The 16,520-nt window shown below is 68.8% G+C and carries 12 protein-coding genes; 7 read left to right on the top strand and 5 right to left on the bottom strand.

Going from position 1 to position 16,520, the window contains the following annotated elements:
- Positions 1–675: 675 nt before the first annotated feature.
- Complete coding sequence (locus ACJQWM_RS03140; RefSeq protein ID WP_332702007.1) at positions 676–1,992, top strand: aminotransferase class V-fold PLP-dependent enzyme; 1,317 nt, start codon at positions 676–678, stop codon at positions 1,990–1,992.
- A 265-nt stretch (positions 1,993–2,257) separates the two neighbouring features.
- Here ACJQWM_RS03140 and ACJQWM_RS03135 read toward each other — a convergent pair whose 3' ends face one another.
- Positions 2,258–2,572, bottom strand: a complete 315-nt coding sequence (locus ACJQWM_RS03135; RefSeq protein WP_332702009.1) for a hypothetical protein — start codon at positions 2,570–2,572, stop codon at positions 2,258–2,260.
- Positions 2,573–2,795: 223 nt separating this feature from the next.
- Positions 2,796–4,859 (bottom strand): TonB-dependent receptor plug domain-containing protein, encoded by a 2,064-nt coding sequence (locus ACJQWM_RS03130; protein WP_332702011.1) that lies wholly within the window; start codon positions 4,857–4,859, stop codon positions 2,796–2,798.
- Between the two features lie 239 nt (positions 4,860–5,098).
- On the opposite strand from ACJQWM_RS03130, the gene ACJQWM_RS03125 reads away from it, so the two are divergent.
- From ACJQWM_RS03125 to ACJQWM_RS03105, 5 genes are all read left to right on the top strand, one after another.
- On the top strand, positions 5,099–7,420 hold the full coding sequence (locus ACJQWM_RS03125) for an FdhF/YdeP family oxidoreductase (protein WP_332702013.1): 2,322 nt from the start codon (positions 5,099–5,101) through the stop codon (positions 7,418–7,420).
- Positions 7,421–7,635: 215 nt separating this feature from the next.
- Positions 7,636–7,902 carry a DksA/TraR family C4-type zinc finger protein gene (locus ACJQWM_RS03120; RefSeq protein ID WP_330970453.1) on the top strand — a complete coding sequence of 89 codons (267 nt, stop codon included), beginning with the start codon at positions 7,636–7,638 and terminating at the stop codon, positions 7,900–7,902.
- An 85-nt stretch (positions 7,903–7,987) separates the two neighbouring features.
- Positions 7,988–9,298 (top strand): DUF4142 domain-containing protein, encoded by a 1,311-nt coding sequence (locus tag ACJQWM_RS03115; RefSeq protein WP_332702017.1) that lies wholly within the window; start codon positions 7,988–7,990, stop codon positions 9,296–9,298.
- Between the two features lie 415 nt (positions 9,299–9,713).
- The gene (locus tag ACJQWM_RS03110; RefSeq protein ID WP_332702019.1) at positions 9,714–10,784 is read left to right on the top strand and encodes a serine hydrolase domain-containing protein; all 1,071 of its coding nucleotides are present in this window, start codon (positions 9,714–9,716) and stop codon (positions 10,782–10,784) included.
- 121 nt (positions 10,785–10,905) lie between these two features.
- The gene (locus ACJQWM_RS03105) at positions 10,906–11,283 is read left to right on the top strand and encodes a YajD family HNH nuclease (RefSeq protein ID WP_332702021.1); all 378 of its coding nucleotides are present in this window, start codon (positions 10,906–10,908) and stop codon (positions 11,281–11,283) included.
- A 184-nt stretch (positions 11,284–11,467) separates the two neighbouring features.
- Here the strand turns inward: ACJQWM_RS03105 and ACJQWM_RS03100 are convergent, their stop codons facing one another.
- The 3 genes from ACJQWM_RS03100 to ACJQWM_RS03090 form a co-directional block, all read right to left on the bottom strand.
- Positions 11,468–13,345, bottom strand: coding sequence for a diguanylate cyclase (locus ACJQWM_RS03100; protein ID WP_332702023.1), 1,878 nt, complete (start codon positions 13,343–13,345; stop codon positions 11,468–11,470).
- 285 nt (positions 13,346–13,630) lie between these two features.
- The gene (locus tag ACJQWM_RS03095) at positions 13,631–14,527 is read right to left on the bottom strand and encodes an SDR family NAD(P)-dependent oxidoreductase (protein ID WP_332702025.1); all 897 of its coding nucleotides are present in this window, start codon (positions 14,525–14,527) and stop codon (positions 13,631–13,633) included.
- Between the two features lie 388 nt (positions 14,528–14,915).
- Positions 14,916–15,824: a glutaminase gene (locus tag ACJQWM_RS03090; protein WP_332702027.1), complete on the bottom strand. Its 909-nt coding sequence runs from the start codon at positions 15,822–15,824 to the stop codon at positions 14,916–14,918.
- Between the two features lie 393 nt (positions 15,825–16,217).
- Here ACJQWM_RS03090 and ACJQWM_RS03085 point away from each other — a divergent pair, with 393 nt between their 5' ends.
- Entirely contained in the window at positions 16,218–16,361 is a 144-nt protein-coding gene (locus tag ACJQWM_RS03085; protein WP_332702029.1) for a hypothetical protein, read from the top strand.
- Positions 16,362–16,520: the final 159 nt, after the last annotated feature.

Below are 16,520 nucleotides of genomic sequence, written 5' to 3'. Positions count from 1 at the left end.
CCAGAGACAGTCAGGGCAGGCGCGCCTCGGCCGTAGAGCCGAGCTTGCTCGGCTTCGCGCCCGCACAAAACATCCGTTGCCGCCCGCGGCGGTGCAGCGGAGCAAGCTCCGCTCTACAGCGCCGGCGCGCGCCGCCGGCTTTTCGTAGGAGCGGCCCATGGCCGCGAGCTTTTCGTCCAGACCTCGACAGGCATCACCCGGATGCGGAACTGCCCAAGGCGCGACCGCGTCGTTTTCGCCGGCACGGGGCGAAGAGCATCGCGGCCATGGGCCGCCCCTACAGGGGTGCAGTGCGCCTTGGTAGAGCCGAGCTTGCTCGGCTTCGCGCCCGCACGAAACATCCGTTGCCGCCCGCGACGGTGCAGCGGAGCAAGCTCCGCTCTACAGCGCCGGCGCGCGCCGCCGGCTTTTCGTAGGAGCGGCCCATGGCCGCGAGCTTTTCGTCCAGACCGCGACAGGCATCACCCGGATGCGGAACTGTCCAAGGCGCGACCGCGTCGTTTTCGCCGGCACGGGGCGAAGAGCATCGCGGCCATGGGCCGCTCCTACAGGGGTGCAGTGCGCGTTTGTAGAGCCGAGCGGCTTCGCACCTCGCCCAACGAGCTTGTCCTGTCAGCGCCCCACATTGCGTTCCCCACCGCTGAGGCCCAATCCGGGCCGGCCTGGAGCATGGCAATGGCACTGTCTCGGCGCGCGTTCCTGAAAGCCCCGGCCGCACTCGCCGCCACCGCCCTCCTGCCGGGCAGCCTGCTCGCCGCGGTCGAGGCCGAAACCCCGCCGCTGCCGGACCTGTCCGACTGGGACAGCGTCCGCGCGCAGTTCGACCTGAACCCGTCCACCGCGCAATTCGCGAGTTTCTTCATCGCCAGCCACCCAGCGCCGGTGCGCGCGGCGATCGAGGGCTACCGCCGCGCCATCGACCGCGATCCACTCCACGTGGTCGAGCAGGCGCTGTTCATGGGTCCCGAGCACAACCTGCCGCTGCGGGTGCAGACGCAGATGGGCGAATACCTCGGCGCGCGCCCGCAGGATGTCTGCCTGACCGGCAACACCACCACCGGGCTGGCGTTGGTCTACCACGGCCTGCCGCTGCGGCCGGGCGAGGAGGTGCTGACGACCACCCACGACCACTACTCGCACCACGAATCGATCCGGCTGGCGACCGAGCGCGCCGGCGCGGGCATCCGCAAGGTCGCGCTGTTCGAGGACGCGTCCAGCGCCAGCACCGAATCGATCATCGACGCGCTGCTCAAGGGCATCGGGCCGCAGACGCGCGTGGTCGGGCTGACCTGGGTGCATTCGGCCAGCGGCATCCGCCTGCCGATCCGCGAGATCGCGGCTGCATTGCGCGCGCGCAGCGGCCCGCCGCTGGCGCTGGTGGTGGACGGCGTGCACGGCCTGGGTTCGACCGACGAGAACGTCGCCGACATGGGCTGCGACTACTTCTGCGCCGGCACCCACAAGTGGATGTTCGGCCCGCGCGGGACCGGCCTGGTCTGGGCCAATGCCGACAACTGGGCACGACTGCGCCCGATGGTGCCGAGCTTCAGCGACTGGGATCAGTACCAGGCCTGGGAGCAGGATCGCGCGCCGACCACGCCCAACAACGCCAACCGGATGACGCCGGGCGGCTTCCACGCCTACGAGCACCAGTGGGGCACCGCCGCCGCGTTCGGCATGCACCGGCAGATGGGCCGCGCCCGCGTCGCCGCGCGCATCCGCAGCCTCAACGACCAGCTCAAGGCGGGGCTGGCCGAGAACCCGAAGGTGAAAGTGCACACTCCGCGTTCGGGCGAGCTGTCGGCGGGGCTGGTGTCGTTCGAGGTCGACGGCGTCGCGCCGACCGATGTCGTCCGGCAGTTGCTGGACAAGCGGATTATCGCCAGCACCAGCCCGTACGCGATCACCTACGTGCGGCTCGCGCCGAGCCTGGTCAACACCCCGGAGCAGGTCGAGCACGCGGTACGCGCCGTGCGCGAGATCTCGGGCTGAAGCCGACCGACCGTAGGGGCGGCTTCAGCAGCGATCCAATCCGCACCGCCCGGCCCCGGCACCTAGCGCTTGGCTTGTCGGCCAAGCCTACGGCCCTGACGCCCATGAGCGCACCGCGATTGGAAAAAACCGTAGGCTGGGCTGCAAAGCCCAGCGTGGGACGGCGGGATAAAGCGCTGGGCTTGCCAGCCCAGCCTACGTCGCTGCGCGCAGCGGAGGAGGCACACGCTCTGGTCCCCAGGCGCGGTCTTCCGACCGGACCGCCTCAGTGGCGCTGTGCCGGCGTGTCGCTGTCGGTGGCCGTGCCGGCGTCCATATCGGCCACGGCGTAGTGCGGGTACTCGCTGTCGTGCACGTGCTCGAGTGCCTCGCGCACCGGTGCTTCGAGCCGGTCCACGTCCAGGATCACCTTCTTGGAATGGACGTCCCGCACCGCCGTGAGCGGTATCACGAAGTCGCCGGCGTTCTGGATGTTGATCAGCAGCTCCGACGGGTCCTCGCGCACCTCGCGCACCGCCGCCACGCCCATTTCGCCGTCGGCAACGAAGACCATGAATCCTTCCTCGATGTGCTCGCGCATGTTCGGTTACCTGTGGCCGGGAGATCCGATGCCCGGCGATGATGTCCCGCGCCGGGTGGCGATTCGGTGAAGCCTGCCGGCCGTGCCTGCGCATGCTGCTGTCACAGGACGGATCGGAGCCGGATGCCTGGTGGAGCGGACGGTTTACGAATCGCGGCTGAAGCCGCTCCTACAGGGCCGGGCGGGCTGCGTCGGCTGCCACGTGCGCTCGGCAGTGCGGTCCTCAGAACTTGCCCGACACCGAGAACGAGAAGACCGGGCCGATCCGGCGGTCGCGACGCTCGTAATAGGCGACCGGCCCGGTGCGGCGGCCGAGATAGACGGTGCGGTCCCACATGCTCATCGCGCCGAACAGGTTGCCGATCGTCGCGCGCATGGTCAGGCCCTTGATGTCCTTGTGCTCGATGAAGAGACTGCCCCAGACCGGGCCCTCCCACTGCCGGCCGACCTCGGTCAGGCGGTAGTTCTGCGCACGGTAGGCGTAGCTGACATTGGCGCCATAGGCCCACGCGGTGTCCGGCACGTCGTGGCGCAAGCCCAGTTCCCCGAGGCGCAGCAGGCTGTTGCTGATGTGCCGCGGCTCGCCGGTGAGCGGGTCGTCCACGCGGCTGCCCTGCACCTGGAAGCGCGCGTCGAGCTTGGCGCCGCGCCAGCCGAGTGGATCGAGGTTGAAAGTGCCCTTGCCCTCCAGCCCGTACACCGTGGCGCGGTCGAGATTGCCCGGACTTTCTCCGGTGGCGCCGATCGGGATGGTATCGACGATGTCGTCGATCAAATGGCCGTAGAGCCGGAGGCTGGCGTTGCCGTGGCGGCCGAGCTCGCGGGTGGCCTCGATGTCCAGTTCCCAGCTTTGCTGCGGCACCAGGTCGGGGTTGCCGGCATTCTTGCGCTCGTCGGCCAGGTTCACCGACGCGAGGAAATCGTAGAAGTTGAGCTGGCCGACGCGGCGCTGCAGCTTGGCGTTGACGTCCAGCTGCGCGCTCGCCTCCCAGGCCATCGAGACCGACCCCTTGGGGCGCAGGAAGGTGCGGCTCAGCCCACCGCCACCGGCTTGCTGGATGTTGGAGTATTCGCCGCCCGCCGACAGCTGGATCGTGGCCTTGGACGTGACCGGGCGGCCGTAGCTGGCCATCATTTCGAAGCGGTCCTCTTCCACCGTCGCGGTGCCGCCGGGCAGCGGGACCGGTTCAAACGCGCCATCGGGGCCGAGCAGGAACAAGCCGGCCACATTGTCGAGGCGGTTGAAGGCGCCCTCGGCCGACAGCTGCCAGTCCGCGGCCCCGTCCTTCCAGCGGTATTCGGCACGGGCGATGCGCTCGTGCTCGTCGCCTTCGCGGGCGAAGCGGCTGCCGAGCGCGGGCGATGACCCGTCGAGAAATCGGGTGACCACGGTCTGCGAAAACGGGATATGGGCGAAGCGGTCCAGTCCGATGAGCTTGAGCCGGCCGACGCCCAGGGCGAACTCGTAATCGCCGGCGATCTCGTGGTTGTAGCCGCCTTCCTCCACCTCGACGCGGCGCGTGCGCTCGGGCAGGCCCGGACCGGTGCGGGTGCCATTCTCGAGGTAATCGTAAAAGACCCGCTGGTAGGACAGGTTGAGGTTACCGACCGACCCCGCCGGCCCTTCGTAGCCCAGGCGGGCGCTGAGCTTGGGCGCGTTGAACTCGCCGGTCCAAGCGTCCTCGCGGTATTCGGTGAAGTTGCGCTCGGCATCGAAGATGCGGGTGCCGCCACCGGCGCCGCTGTGGCCGGCGCCGTTTTCGAGCCCGAACGTGTAATCGATCGCCCCGTGGGCGGCGCTGACCGAAACCTCGCCGCGGGTGAGCAGCGGATCGGTGTAGTAGGCGCGGAACTCAGGGCGCCACGCCCACTGCCCGCTGATGCCGCCGGCCTCGGCGATCACGTTGGCGACCTGGCCCGAGAGGCCGGGGATGTCGAGCGTCGCGCCGTCGACGATCTCGATGCGGGTGACGTTGTCGGCCGGAATGCGGCCCAGCTGTCCAAGCACATCGTTGGACTTGCCCGACAGACGCTGGCCATTGATCAGCACGTTGCCGGTCGCCTGACCCAGGCCGCGCTCCTGCACCGCCTGGCGGATCACGAACCCGGGCACCTGCTCCAGCATGTCCAGCGCGTTGCGCGGCGCGTAGCGCGCGAAATCCGCCGGCGTGTAGGTGCGTGCACCATCGACGGTCGCGACCGGCGTGGTGTCCTGGGCGAGGGCGGCTGTCAGCGCGAGCGGCAGCAGCGCGAACGACAGTGCCAGGCGGCGGGTGAGACGGCTCATGGAGGACCCCTGATCGCGGCGTGGGCCCGCGCTGGATGGCCGCGCGGACAGGACCGTCCATGCGGACCTGGCAACTGGGACGCTCCGCGGGGGCGGAGGGTTTAAAGCGCGGCGCGATGCGCCACCAGGCGAGACAGCAGGTGCGGCCGCAGGCGAGGCAGAACCGGCTTCACCCCGGCTTGTCTTGCCCTCGCCTATACACGAGGCTCCCTCGCGCAAGGCCTTGCGGCCAGGCAGCCATGGCGACCTCCCCCTCGTTCGAGCCGTACAACCATCCGTCCGGTGGCTGGGGATCGGTGCACTCGTTGCTCCGGCACACCACCGGCGAGCACATGCCGACGATCGAGGGCATGCGCCAGCTGACACGGCAGAACAAGGCCGACGGTTTCATGTGCGTGAGTTGCGCCTGGGCCAAGCCCGACGACCCGCACGTGTTCGAGTTCTGCGAGAACGGCGCCAAGGCCACGATGTGGGAGCTGGACCAGGGCTGCGTGGGCGCCGACTTCTTCGCGCGGTACACGGTGAGCGAGCTGCTGCAATGGGCCGATCACGACCTGGAGCGCCGCGGCCGGCTGACCGAGCCGATGCGCTACGACGCCGGCAGCGACCACTACGTGCCGGTCGCCTGGGACGAGGCGTTCGCGATGATCGGGCGCGAGCTCAAGGCACTGGAGCCCGAAAGCGTGGTGTTCTACACCTCCGGGCGCGCATCGCTGGAGACCTCCTACATGTACGCGCTGATGGCGCGCCTGTACGGCAACAACAACCTGCCCGACAGCTCCAACATGTGCCACGAGAGCACCTCGGTCGGGCTGCCGCGCAGCATCGGCGTATCGGTGGGCACGGTGCTGCTGGAGGATTTCGAGCACACCGACTGCATCCTGTCATTCGGCCAGAACGTCGGCAGCAACAGCCCGCGCATGCTGCACCCGCTGCAGGAGGCCAGCCGCCGGGGCGCGCCGATTATGACCTTCAACCCGCTGCACGAACGCGGCTGGGAGCGCTTCACCAACCCGCAGGAGCCGGTCGCGATGGTGACCGGGCAGTCGACCCGGATCAGCACCCACTATTACCAGGTGAAGGCCGGTGGTGACCTGGCTGCGATGCAGGGTCTGTGCAAGGCGCTGCTGGAGGCCGACGACGCGGCGCAGGCGGCCGGCGAACCGCGGGTGCTCGACGTGGATTTCATCCAGCAGCACACCAAGGGTTTCGACGAGTTCGCCGCGTCGGTGCGCGCCAGCGGCTGGGACAGCCTGGAGCATCAGTCCGGGCTGACGCAGCTGCAGATGGAGGCCGCGGCTGCGGTTTACGCGCAGGCGAAGGCGACGATCTTCATCTACGGCATGGGCCTGACCCAGCACCGCCACGGCGTTGACAACGTGCGCATGGCCTGCAACCTGATGCTGCTGCGCGGCAATGTCGGCCGCAAGGGCGCCGGCATGTGCCCGATACGCGGCCATTCCAACGTGCAGGGACAGCGCACCGTCGGCATCAGCGAGAAGCCCGAGCTGGTGCCGCTGGACCGGTTGGCCGAGCAGTACGACTTCGAGCCGCCGCGCAACAAGGGCCTGGATACCGTCGGCACCGTGGAGGGCGTCATCGATGGCTCGGTCCGCGGCTTTGTCGGGCTGGGCGGCAACTTCGTGCGCGCCGCGCCGGAGACCGAATTGCTGGAGCAGCGCTGGCGCCGGCTGCGCCTGACCGTGCAGGTCGCGACCAAGCTCAACCGCAGCCACCTGGTCTGCGGCGAGGTCGCGTTGCTGTTGCCGTGCCTGGGACGCCTGCAGCGCGACACCCAGGCCAGCGGCGACCAGCACGTCACCATGGAAGACAGCACCGCCTGCATCCATGCCTCCTTCGGCACCCATGATCCCAACAGCGCCCAGCAGCTGGCCGAGCCGGCGATCGTGGCGGGCATCGCGCAGGCGACCCTGGAGCCGCGCGCGCAGGTGCCGTGGCAGGAGTGGGTGGGCGACTACGGCCGCGTGCGCGATGCGATCGAGGCGACGTACCCGGAGCAGTTCGCCGACTTCAACCAGCGGATGTGCGAGCCCGGTGGATTTCCCCGGCCGAACGCGGCGCGGGGACGGCGCTGGAAGACCGAGAGCGGCAAGGCCGAGTTCCACGTGCCCGAGGTGCTGACCGCTACCGGCTTCGACGATGCCGAAGGGCGGCTGCGGCTCATGACCCTGCGCAGCAACGATCAGTTCAACACCACCGTGTACGGCTACCGCGACCGCTTCCGCGGCGTGGAAGGCACGCGGCGGGTGGTGCTGATGAACACCGCCGACATCCAGGCGCTGGGGCTGCAGGCGGGCGAGCAGGTCGGCCTGGTGACGGACGTGGACGACGACGTGCACCGCGAGATCGGCGGCCTGCGCGTGGTGCCCTACGACATTCCGCAAGGCTGCGTCGGCGCCTATTACCCCGAGTGCAACCGGCTGCTGCCGGCCGCGCACCACGCGATCGACAGCCACGTGCCGGCGGCCAAGTCGATTCCGGTGCGGGTGCAGCGCAACTCCCACGCACCGGCGCCACCTGGGCCGGCGCCGGAAGCCTAGCGGGCGCATCAGCCGGCGCGCTGCGGACGTCCCCGGTGGTGGGCAGGTGCGTCTTACGACAGGTTGGGCCGCAGCGTCGCGAGATCAGCATGATCGAGGCGCTGATCGAGACCTGGAAGGGGAGAAGTCCTGCGGCCTGGGCGAAGCGACTCCGTAGCTGCGGCATTCACTTGCACCCCGGTATCCTTGTCGCGACTCGCAATTCGGAGACTCCCATGGCCACCGGCTGGGCAGGCGATGGCGCCGTACAGGACCAGATCGACGCGACCGTCAAGGACGCGATCGAGCGCGCGCGCAGCAAGCTGCGCCAGGGTCCCGCGCTGAGCCACTGCGAGGAATGCGACGAGGCCATTCCGGAAGCGCGGCGCCAGGCCGTGCCGGGCGTACGGATGTGCGTTGCCTGCCAGGAGGCGCAGGACCGGGAACAGGACGCCGGCAAAGGCTACAACCGCCGCGGCAGCAAGGACAGTCAACTGCGCTGAGCACGGCCGCAGGCGCGGCCAAGCCGCGTGCGAGCTCTGCGTGCTGGGGGACCGCCCGCGGCAGCGCTCACCGGCCATTGACCGCATGCGCGCTACGGTGCTGGCGCGGCAGTACCGCAGGGTTGTTCTCCGGAGCAGGTCGAGCGGGGCGGGGGGCTGCCGTTGCCAATCCCGCCCGCCTTCCCTGGAGAATCCCATGAACAGCTCCACCCGTTTGTCAGTACTGGCTGCGAGCATCGCGGCCGCCGTGGGCCTTGCCGCCAGCGGCTTTGCCGCGGCCCAGGCCCAGCAGCCTCCCGCCCAGCAGCCTCCCGCCCAGCAGCCCAGCGCCAAGCCCGCCGCCCAACAACCCGCCGCCCAGCGGCCCGCCGCTGCGCCTGGCGCGCGCGGTGCGATCGAGCGTGGCACGGTCGATCGCATCATCGCCGGCTGGGCCGCGCATCCGCGGCTGGGGGCGCAGCAGATGATGGCGAAATACGGCCCACCGCAGGAGGCGTCGGGAATGATGCTGGTCTGGCATGAAGCCGGCCCGTTCAAGCGGATCGAGGTGATGAACCTGGAGACGCCGCACGACTTCCCGCTGCCGCACGTGGATTACATGGAGCACACGATTTCCTACATGGTGCCGGAGGACAAACTAGGCGACCTGCTGGTGTTCGACGGCAGCAGCACCATCAATCGCACCACCGGCGAGTTGTCGGCGCGCTGCGACCTGGAAAACCACAACATCCTGACCCTCAATCTCGACCACGACATCGTGACCGGCGCCAAGACCGTCGCCGAAGCGCGCCAGGCCTTCGGTGAGATCGTCAAGCAGGAGATGATGGGCGAGCGTCCGGCCTATACCCAGGAGCTGCAGTTCGACCCGCTCAGCCCGGACGCGGCGAAGTTCAGCGACGAGCCGGTGATGCCGGGTTCGCCGCTGCGCGCCGCCGAAGTGGAAGGCAACGCGTCGGGCGATGCGATGGCTCTGGCCGCCGTCGCGATGATCGACATCAACGAAATCAAGGCGGCCATGCAGGCCAAGAAGAAGAATCTGAGCCCGCCGGTGATGGAGTACGCGAACACGCTCCACCAGGAGCACGGCATGAACATCAGCCAGACCCTGCAAACTGGCCAGCAGGCCGGGGTCACCCCGGTGATCACGTCCGAGGTGAGTGCCCTGTCCAAGAAGGGCGCCGAGATGCTGGCACCGTTGGCCGCACTGGAAGGCGAGGCATTCGAACGCGGTTATCTCGACGCCATGGTTAAGGGCCACACCGATGCCCTGGCGAAGATCGACAACGAGCTGATGCAGGCGGCCGACAACGAGGCGGTCACGAGCCATCTGACCAGGACCCGCCAGGTCGTGGCCGACCACCTGGCCAAGGCGAAGGAGCTGCAAGGGCAGCGTTGATCCAGGCCCGCATCGGTCCGGAAGCCCGCCACCGGCGCGGGCTTCTCCGGCGTGCGCTCTACGGTATCCCGCGGCTCTGCTCTGTAGGAGCGGGCCATGCCCGCGATCGTGACCGCGCCATCGCGCGTATCGCGCCCATGGGGCGCTCCTACGGCATTGCGCCACTCTGCTCGGTAGGAGCGGGCCATGCCCGCGATTGTGACCGTGCCAGCGTGCGTATCGCGCCCATGGGGTGCTCCTACGGTATCGCGCGGCTCTGATAGATCCGAGTTTGCTCGGCTGCGCCGGCAGGTCTCGCATTGATCGTGCGGGTGCAGCGGAGCAAGCTCCGCTCTACCGGTCGCGCACGGTGCCGTATGCCGCGAGGGCCGCCGCTTCACTGACTGCTGCGCACATGCGGCGTAGCGTTGCCGGCATGACGGGCTGCTCGTTCGCTGTTGCCATCGTGCTGCTGCTGGGCATGCCGCTTGCGCCTGCGCAGCAGGCAATGGCGACGGCACCGGCACCGGCCGCCGCATCCATTGCGCAGCTTCTCGATGACGCCGCACGCATCGAACCGCTCAAAGCCGTGATCGTCGCGCGCAATGGACGGATCGTCGCCGAGCGGGGCTACCGCGGCCACTCGGTGACCGGCGCGGACAACATCAAGTCGGCCTCCAAGTCGGTCATCTCTGCGCTGGTGGGCATCGCCATCGACAAGGGTGTACTGAACGGGCCGGAACAGAAGATCGCGCCGTTGCTGCAGGGTGAGCTGCCCGATGATCCCGATCCGCGGTTGCACGCCATCACCATCGGTCACCTGCTGTCGATGCAGGCCGGGCTGGAGCGCACCTCCGGCCCCAACTATGGCAGCTGGGTGGCGAGCCCGAACTGGGTGCGGGACGCGCTGGGCCGTCCGTTCGTCGATCAGCCCGGCGGCCGGATGCTGTACTCCACCGGTTCGACCCACCTGCTCTCGGCGATCCTGGCGCGTGAAACCGGCCGCTCGACGCTGGCACTGGCGCGCGACTGGCTGGGCCCGCTGGAGCACTTCTCGATCGAGGCCTGGGACCGTGACCCGCAGGGAATTCATTTCGGCGGCAACCAGATGGCAATGAGCGCACGATCGCTGCTGGCCTTCGGCGAGTTGTACCGCAATGGCGGCAAGACGGCCGACGGGACGCAACTGGTCTCACCGCAATGGATCAAGCAGTCCTGGCTGCCGCGCACCCGCTCGCGGTTCACCGGCGACGGCTATGGCTACGGCTGGTTCGCGCGGCGCATCGGCGGCCACCCGGTGCGCTATGCCTGGGGCTATGGCGGGCAGATGCTCTATATCGTGCCGTCGCTGGGCCTGACCGTCGCCATGACCTCGGATGAAAACAGCGCCTCGGCCCGGTCCGGCCACCGCGACGACCTGCACCGCCTGCTGGCCGAAATCATCGCCACCGCGCAAGCATCCTGCCCCGTCCTTTTGGACCCGCATTTTTTTGTAGGAGCGACGTGAGTCGCGACCGCCCTCCCGCGGGATCGCGCCGGTCGCGACTGAGCCATCAGCGGGCTGATCGGCGAGCGCCGCGGGATGTGCGATAAAGTCGCCTCCGGACATCAAAGCGGCGGATACACCCATGTCGGGCGGCAAACCCACCCAGGGCAGCGAAGCGCTCGATCGCATCGTCGCGCAGGCCCGGCGCGACGCCGAGCAGCGCGACAAGGGCTATCGCGAGCGCGCGCTCAAAATGTACCCGTGGATCTGCGGTCGCTGCGCGCGCGAGTTCACCCGCGCCAACCTGCGGGAGCTGACGGTGCACCACCGCAATCACGACCACGACTTCAATCCGCCCGACGGCAGCAACTGGGAGTTGCTGTGCGTGTACTGCCACGACAACGAGCACTCCCGCTATAGCGACTACACCGGCGGCAGCGCGCTGGATGCCGAGGACCGGCCCGCGGCGGCGACCGGCAATCCGTTCTCCAACCTGAAGTCGCTGCTCAAGCGCGAGTAAGAGGGCAGCCCGCAGCGCCGGCTCGTGTTGAAGCCTGCGTAGAGCCGAGCTTGCTCGGCTGGCTCCCGCAATCGCGAGCCGAGCTTGCTCGGCTCGCTCCTCCGCCGCGGACATCGCAGCGGAGCAAGCTCCGCTCTACGAATCCGCCGCCGGCACCGCTGTTGAGCCCGGCCGGCGCGGCGACTCACGCGCTGGCGGGTGCGTCCCGCCGGCTGTCATCGGCAAGCGTGGTGCGGTTGCGGCCGCTGCGCTTGGACAGGTACATCGCGGCGTCGCTGGCGCGCAACAGGGCGGCGGCACTCTCGCCGTGCACCCCGAATACCGCGACCCCGATGGAGACGGTGACCTGCAATGCGGTCCCGGGGACCACGTCTTCGAACCGCTTCTCCTGGATCAGCTCACGCAGGCGCTCGGCAAAGACCGTGGCGTCATCCACGTCGGCATCGGCCAGCACGATGAGGAATTCTTCGCCACCCATCCGCACCGCCAGGTCGCCGCTGCGAGTGCAGTGGCGGATCTCCGCCGCCACCCGCGCCAGCACGCGGTCGCCGACTTCGTGGCCCCAGGTGTCGTTGACCGGCTTGAAGCAATCGATGTCGATTGCCAGGAACGCCATGTGACCGCCGCGACGCTTGGTCAACGGCAGCTGCACGCGCAGGTACTCGTCGAGGAAGCGACGGTTGTAGAGCTCGGTGAGTTCGTCGGTCATCGCCAGCTGGTGCAGCTCCTGCTGTTCGGCGCGGGCGCGCTGGCGGATCTCGCTGTTCTCCAGCGCCAGCGCCAGCAGCTTCACCGCCGAGAGCAGGGTCCGGTCCTGCATCGCGCTGGGCCGGCGATTGCGCGAGGACAGCGCGGCAAAGAACCCCTGGGTGCCCGACAGCGACGGCAGCGGATGCACCGCCAGCAGGGTCAGTCCCTGGGTCGACAGGCTCTGGTCGATCAGGCGCCGGTGCTCCAGGCTGGGTGCACTGGCGACCGCGCCGGGGTCGCTGGCCTGCAGCAGCGCGCCAAGGTCGAAGTTGATGGCGCGCGCCGGATCGGCCGAGGACGCGGCGAGCCGTTGAAGGCCCCCTCGCCCGTCGAAGACATGCACCAGCGCCGCCTCGGCGATGCCGTAGGCGGTCAGGATGTCGCAGGCGCGGCGTGCCAGCTGCTCGCGGTCCAGGTCCGGCACGCCGATGGCGGTCGACAGCGCGGTCAACGTCGCCAGCTCGTGCCGACGCGTCTTCTGGCGGCGCTGGGCCAGAAGGAACATCAGCAGCGCGAGGGCCAGCAGGGCGGCGACCGGAAGCGCCGTCCACAGCGCCCATCCGTGCCATTGCGGTGACGGGGGCGCCAGCACGGCAAGATCGCCGGGGTCGGTCACGATCAACTGGAAGCCGCCATCGTAGGGCCAGGTGCGCTTGTAGATGGAGACCACGCCGGTTGCTGCGACCTGCGTGCCGCGCGGGTAATGCTCCCAGTCGAAGTCGCGCACCGCGCTCTCGGGGAAATACAGGGTCAGCTCGATGCCATCGTCACCGGTGACCTGCATCGTTCCAAAGGAGTTCAGGCTGACGCCGCCGGAGCGGCCTTCGACGCGCACCCGCTGTCCCATGTGGCTCCAGCCGTAGGCGCGCCGGGCACTGATGGGCACCGGCTCGGGCAGCGGCGCGCGGCCGACGCGGTGGACCTCGACCTCCTGCAGCTGCACCGCGCCCTGGAACTGCCCGACCACACCGCGGGCCTCGACGCGGTCGCCCTGCGACAGCGGCATGCTCAGGTCATGCGAGAACAGCACGATGCCGGCGCTGTCGTCCTGGACCAAGGCGCTGAAATGGGTGCTGCTCAGCGTCCGCGGCGAGATGGTCACCACGCCCCGGACACGCGCGCGCTCGCCGAGCTGGTCCGGCACGGTGTCGTCGTCGGAATCGGTCAGCAGGGTGGCGATGTCCACGGCCGGTGCCGGAAAACCGTCGTCCACGGCCTCGCCCGCACCGTGGGGACGAGGCGCCGGCGTGGCGGCGCCCTGCCAGGCCGGGCCAAGCAGCAGCAGGAAGAGGAGTAGGCGGGAGAGCGGCATTCGGATGGGCTCTGGCGATGGCAGCGGACGCGGAAAACGGGCGTGGTGCGGACACGGCGCGACCCGCGGACGCTGCGGGCTGCCATGGCAATTGTCCCTTGTTTGCAAGAACCGTGCCCCGACCGGGTTCTCGCTTTGTGATCGACACCTGGAAATCGAGGCCTGCGCGGGGGGCCGCATCGCGCCGAGGTCGAAATGGGGCGCCGGTGAATCGGTCTCGCTGCTGCGCTCCGGGCTGACTCGCCCGACGCGGCTCTTGCACAGGAGCGCGAGACACCTTACGCCTTACCGCGGCGCGCGCTGCTCGGCCGCCATCCGCGTGCGGATGATGCCATGCACGCCGGTGCCGATCTCCAGTGGCGCGTGCAGGTTGCCCTTCGCGTGCGACGCGGCGGGCGCGTCGTGCATCTGCAACTGGTGCGCCATCACCCCGGTCACGCTCCGGGTAAGCCACGGCGCCAGCCGCTCCGACAGCACCGCGGCAGTGGCGGGCAGCCCGACGGTGACTTCGTCGCGCGGAATCTCCACCGTGTCGACGATGGCATCGATCACCTGTTCGGCATCGGTGATCGGATACGGTCGCAGGCTGTGTCCGGTGTAGTTGGCGGCGTGTTCGTAGAACGGCGTGTCGGCTGCCATCGGCAGGATGGTGCAGACGTGGATGTCGCGCGCGCCGTTGGCACGCAGCTCCTGGCGCAACGACTCGGACAATCCCAGTACGCCGTACTTGGTCGCGCAGTAAGTCGCGTAGTACGGAGACGGCGTGCGGCCGAGCATCGAGGCGATGTTGATCAGCGTGCCCGACTGCCTCCGCCGGAAGTGCCGCATGGCGACGTGGCTGCCGTTGATCGTGCCGCCCAGGTTGGTCTGCAGTACGCGCTGGTGGTCGCGCAGCGGGATGTCCTCGAAGCGTCCAATCGCGGCCACGCCGGCGTTGTTGATCCACACGTCGATGCGGTTGAACTTCGCCAGCGCCGCCTTGGCCAGTTTGTCGACGTCGTGGGGGTCGGCGACATCGGTGGTGACCGCGATGGCGTTGCCGCACTCGTGCGCCAGTTGCTCCAGCAGGTGGCCGCGGCGGGCGGAGAGCACCAGGTTGTAGCCCTGCGCGACGAGCCTCAGCGCGGTGCCGCGGCCGAAGCCGCTGGAGGCACCGGTGATCACGACGGTTCTGGAATTCATGGTTGCGTCCTCCGCTGCAGCGATGCGCCGTGGCGATGCCGCGATCATGGGCAAACCGATGTCGGCGCAGGGTCACGAACACCAGCTCATGGCCGGGTGCCGAAGACACATCAGACATGCGGGGAGTGACGCGGGATGAGATACGCGCGCCATCCGCCGCGACAGGCGCGCAAAAATAGAGAAGGCCCAGTGGCGAAAATGAAGCACTTCGCCGGCTGAGCCTTCCGTGTCGAAGCGGTTCGCCTCGGACCTTAGCCCGCTAGCTTGTTGCTCCGACGATGGGAATCTACTGCCGGCGGCGTGACAGGACGGTCAAGCCGCGCGCGTTCAGGCACAAGGCCGGGTGTTTCGTTGGCGGGGCTTCAGCATCGCGACGTCAGAGCCGGGTTCAGAAGATCGACTGCCCGGTCAACGTGGCGAACCGCTCCAGCGCACGGGTGCCGGCAAGCGAATTGCCGCTGGCGTTGAGCCCCGGTGCCCAGACGCACACGCTGAACATGCCGGGCATGACCGCGACGATGCCACCGCCGACGCCGCTCTTGCCGGGCAGGCCGACCCGATAGGCGAAGTCGCCGACCGCATCGTAGGTGCCGCAGGTCAGCATCAGCGAGTTGATGTATTTGGTCTGGCCCGGCGTGATCACCGCACCGTCGGAGTTGCTGCCGTGCCGCGCCAGGTACATGAAGGCGCGCGACAGCTCGCCGCAACTCATCGCCAGTGCACAGTGGTGGAAATAAGCATCGAGCACGGCTTCGGGATGGTTTTCCAGGTTGCCGAAACTCTTGAGGAAATTCGCCAGCGCGGAATTGCGATAGCCGAGCCGGGCCTCCGAGGCCGCCACCGAATAGTCGTAGTCCACGTCCGCGGCCCCGCTGAGCCGGCGTGCGAAATCGCGCAGCGCGGCCTTGGCATCGCCCAGGTGCGAGAGCACGACATCGGTCACCACCAGCGCACCGGCATTGATGAACGGGTTACGCGGGATGCCGAGCTCGAACTCCAGCTGCACCAGCGAGTTGAACGAGGTGCCCGACGGCTCGCGGCCGACGCGCTGCCACAGCCGCTCGCCCTCGCGCTGCATCGCCAGGGTTAGGGTGAATACCTTGGAAATGCTCTGGATGGAGAACCGCTCGTCGGCATCGCCGACGCTGGCGAAGCGCCCCTGGGTATCGCACACCGCCATGCCGAAGCTGCGCTGGTTCACATGCGCCAGCTGCGGGATGTAGTCGGCGATGCGCCCCTGCGGCAGCGTGGGCACGATCTCGGCGTGGATCTGTTCGAGGATCTGCTGGTAGTCCACGGCGGGGCTCGGGACAGGGGGGGGATTGGCGACAGTGACATACCGACGCGGACAGCTCCAAACGTGCCGCACCACCGCGTGGCGTCGGCCGTGCTCCGCTGCACCGCAAGAAGCCGAGCAAGCTCGGCTCTACGGGCGCGCGTCGTCGCCCGTGTAGGAGCGGCCATGGCCGCGATGCCTTTCGACCCGAGCCCGGCGAACCGCAGTCGCGCCGCTGGGGTCCTGCTGCATCGGGCCGGGCTGTTTGCGATCTAACGAAGAGCTCGCGGCCATGGGCCGCTCCTAGGAAAGGCTCGGTGGGCTGCGTAGAGCGGAGCTTGCTCCGCTGCACCGCACGAAGCCGAGCAGGCTCGGCTCTACGGACAGCGTCGCCGACCCCCGTAGGAGCGGCCCATGGCCACGATGCTTTTCGCCCCGAGCCCGGCGAATCGCAATCGCGCCGCAGGGGTCCTTCTGCATCGGACCGGTTGGTTCCGCGACCTGCGCGAAGAGCTCGCGGCCATGGGCCGCTCCTACAAAGGCCGGCAGGCCACGTAGAGCAGCCCTCAAGTATCGCCCGTCCCCGCCGCTAAACCGATCGGGCTGCCTGCATTCAGACCGTCGGCATCCGAGCCGGCAACCAGAGCGTATAGAATCGAACGCCGTGCGCACCGTGACCGGACATGTGCTGCCGCAGAATGAAGGGGGCCGATTGGG

This window comes from Novilysobacter longmucuonensis (assembly GCF_046600735.1).
GTDB classification, from domain to species: Bacteria; Pseudomonadota; Gammaproteobacteria; order Xanthomonadales; family Xanthomonadaceae; genus Novilysobacter_A; species Novilysobacter_A longmucuonensis.
The sequence above is the reverse complement of the archived record's forward strand: the minus strand, read 5'-3'. Positions and strand labels throughout refer to the sequence as shown.

What these genes read in the sequence shown, in the direction of transcription:
- ACJQWM_RS03105 (WP_332702021.1), top strand. Translation starts at nt 10,906, where the DNA reads ATGTCGGGCGGCAAACCCACCCAGGGCAGCGAAGCGCTCGATCGCATC.
- ACJQWM_RS03095 (WP_332702025.1), bottom strand. Translation starts at nt 14,527, where the DNA reads ATGAATTCCAGAACCGTCGTGATCACCGGTGCCTCCAGCGGCTTCGGC.
- ACJQWM_RS03130 (WP_332702011.1), bottom strand. Translation starts at nt 4,859, where the DNA reads ATGAGCCGTCTCACCCGCCGCCTGGCACTGTCGTTCGCGCTGCTGCCG.
- ACJQWM_RS03115 (WP_332702017.1), top strand. Translation starts at nt 7,988, where the DNA reads ATGCGCGCTACGGTGCTGGCGCGGCAGTACCGCAGGGTTGTTCTCCGG.
- ACJQWM_RS03085 (WP_332702029.1), top strand. Translation starts at nt 16,218, where the DNA reads ATGGCCACGATGCTTTTCGCCCCGAGCCCGGCGAATCGCAATCGCGCC.
- ACJQWM_RS03140 (WP_332702007.1), top strand. Translation starts at nt 676, where the DNA reads ATGGCACTGTCTCGGCGCGCGTTCCTGAAAGCCCCGGCCGCACTCGCC.
- ACJQWM_RS03100 (WP_332702023.1), bottom strand. Translation starts at nt 13,345, where the DNA reads ATGCCGCTCTCCCGCCTACTCCTCTTCCTGCTGCTGCTTGGCCCGGCC.
- ACJQWM_RS03135 (WP_332702009.1), bottom strand. Translation starts at nt 2,572, where the DNA reads ATGCGCGAGCACATCGAGGAAGGATTCATGGTCTTCGTTGCCGACGGC.
- ACJQWM_RS03110 (WP_332702019.1), top strand. Translation starts at nt 9,714, where the DNA reads ATGACGGGCTGCTCGTTCGCTGTTGCCATCGTGCTGCTGCTGGGCATG.
- ACJQWM_RS03125 (WP_332702013.1), top strand. Translation starts at nt 5,099, where the DNA reads ATGGCGACCTCCCCCTCGTTCGAGCCGTACAACCATCCGTCCGGTGGC.
- ACJQWM_RS03120 (WP_330970453.1), top strand. Translation starts at nt 7,636, where the DNA reads ATGGCCACCGGCTGGGCAGGCGATGGCGCCGTACAGGACCAGATCGAC.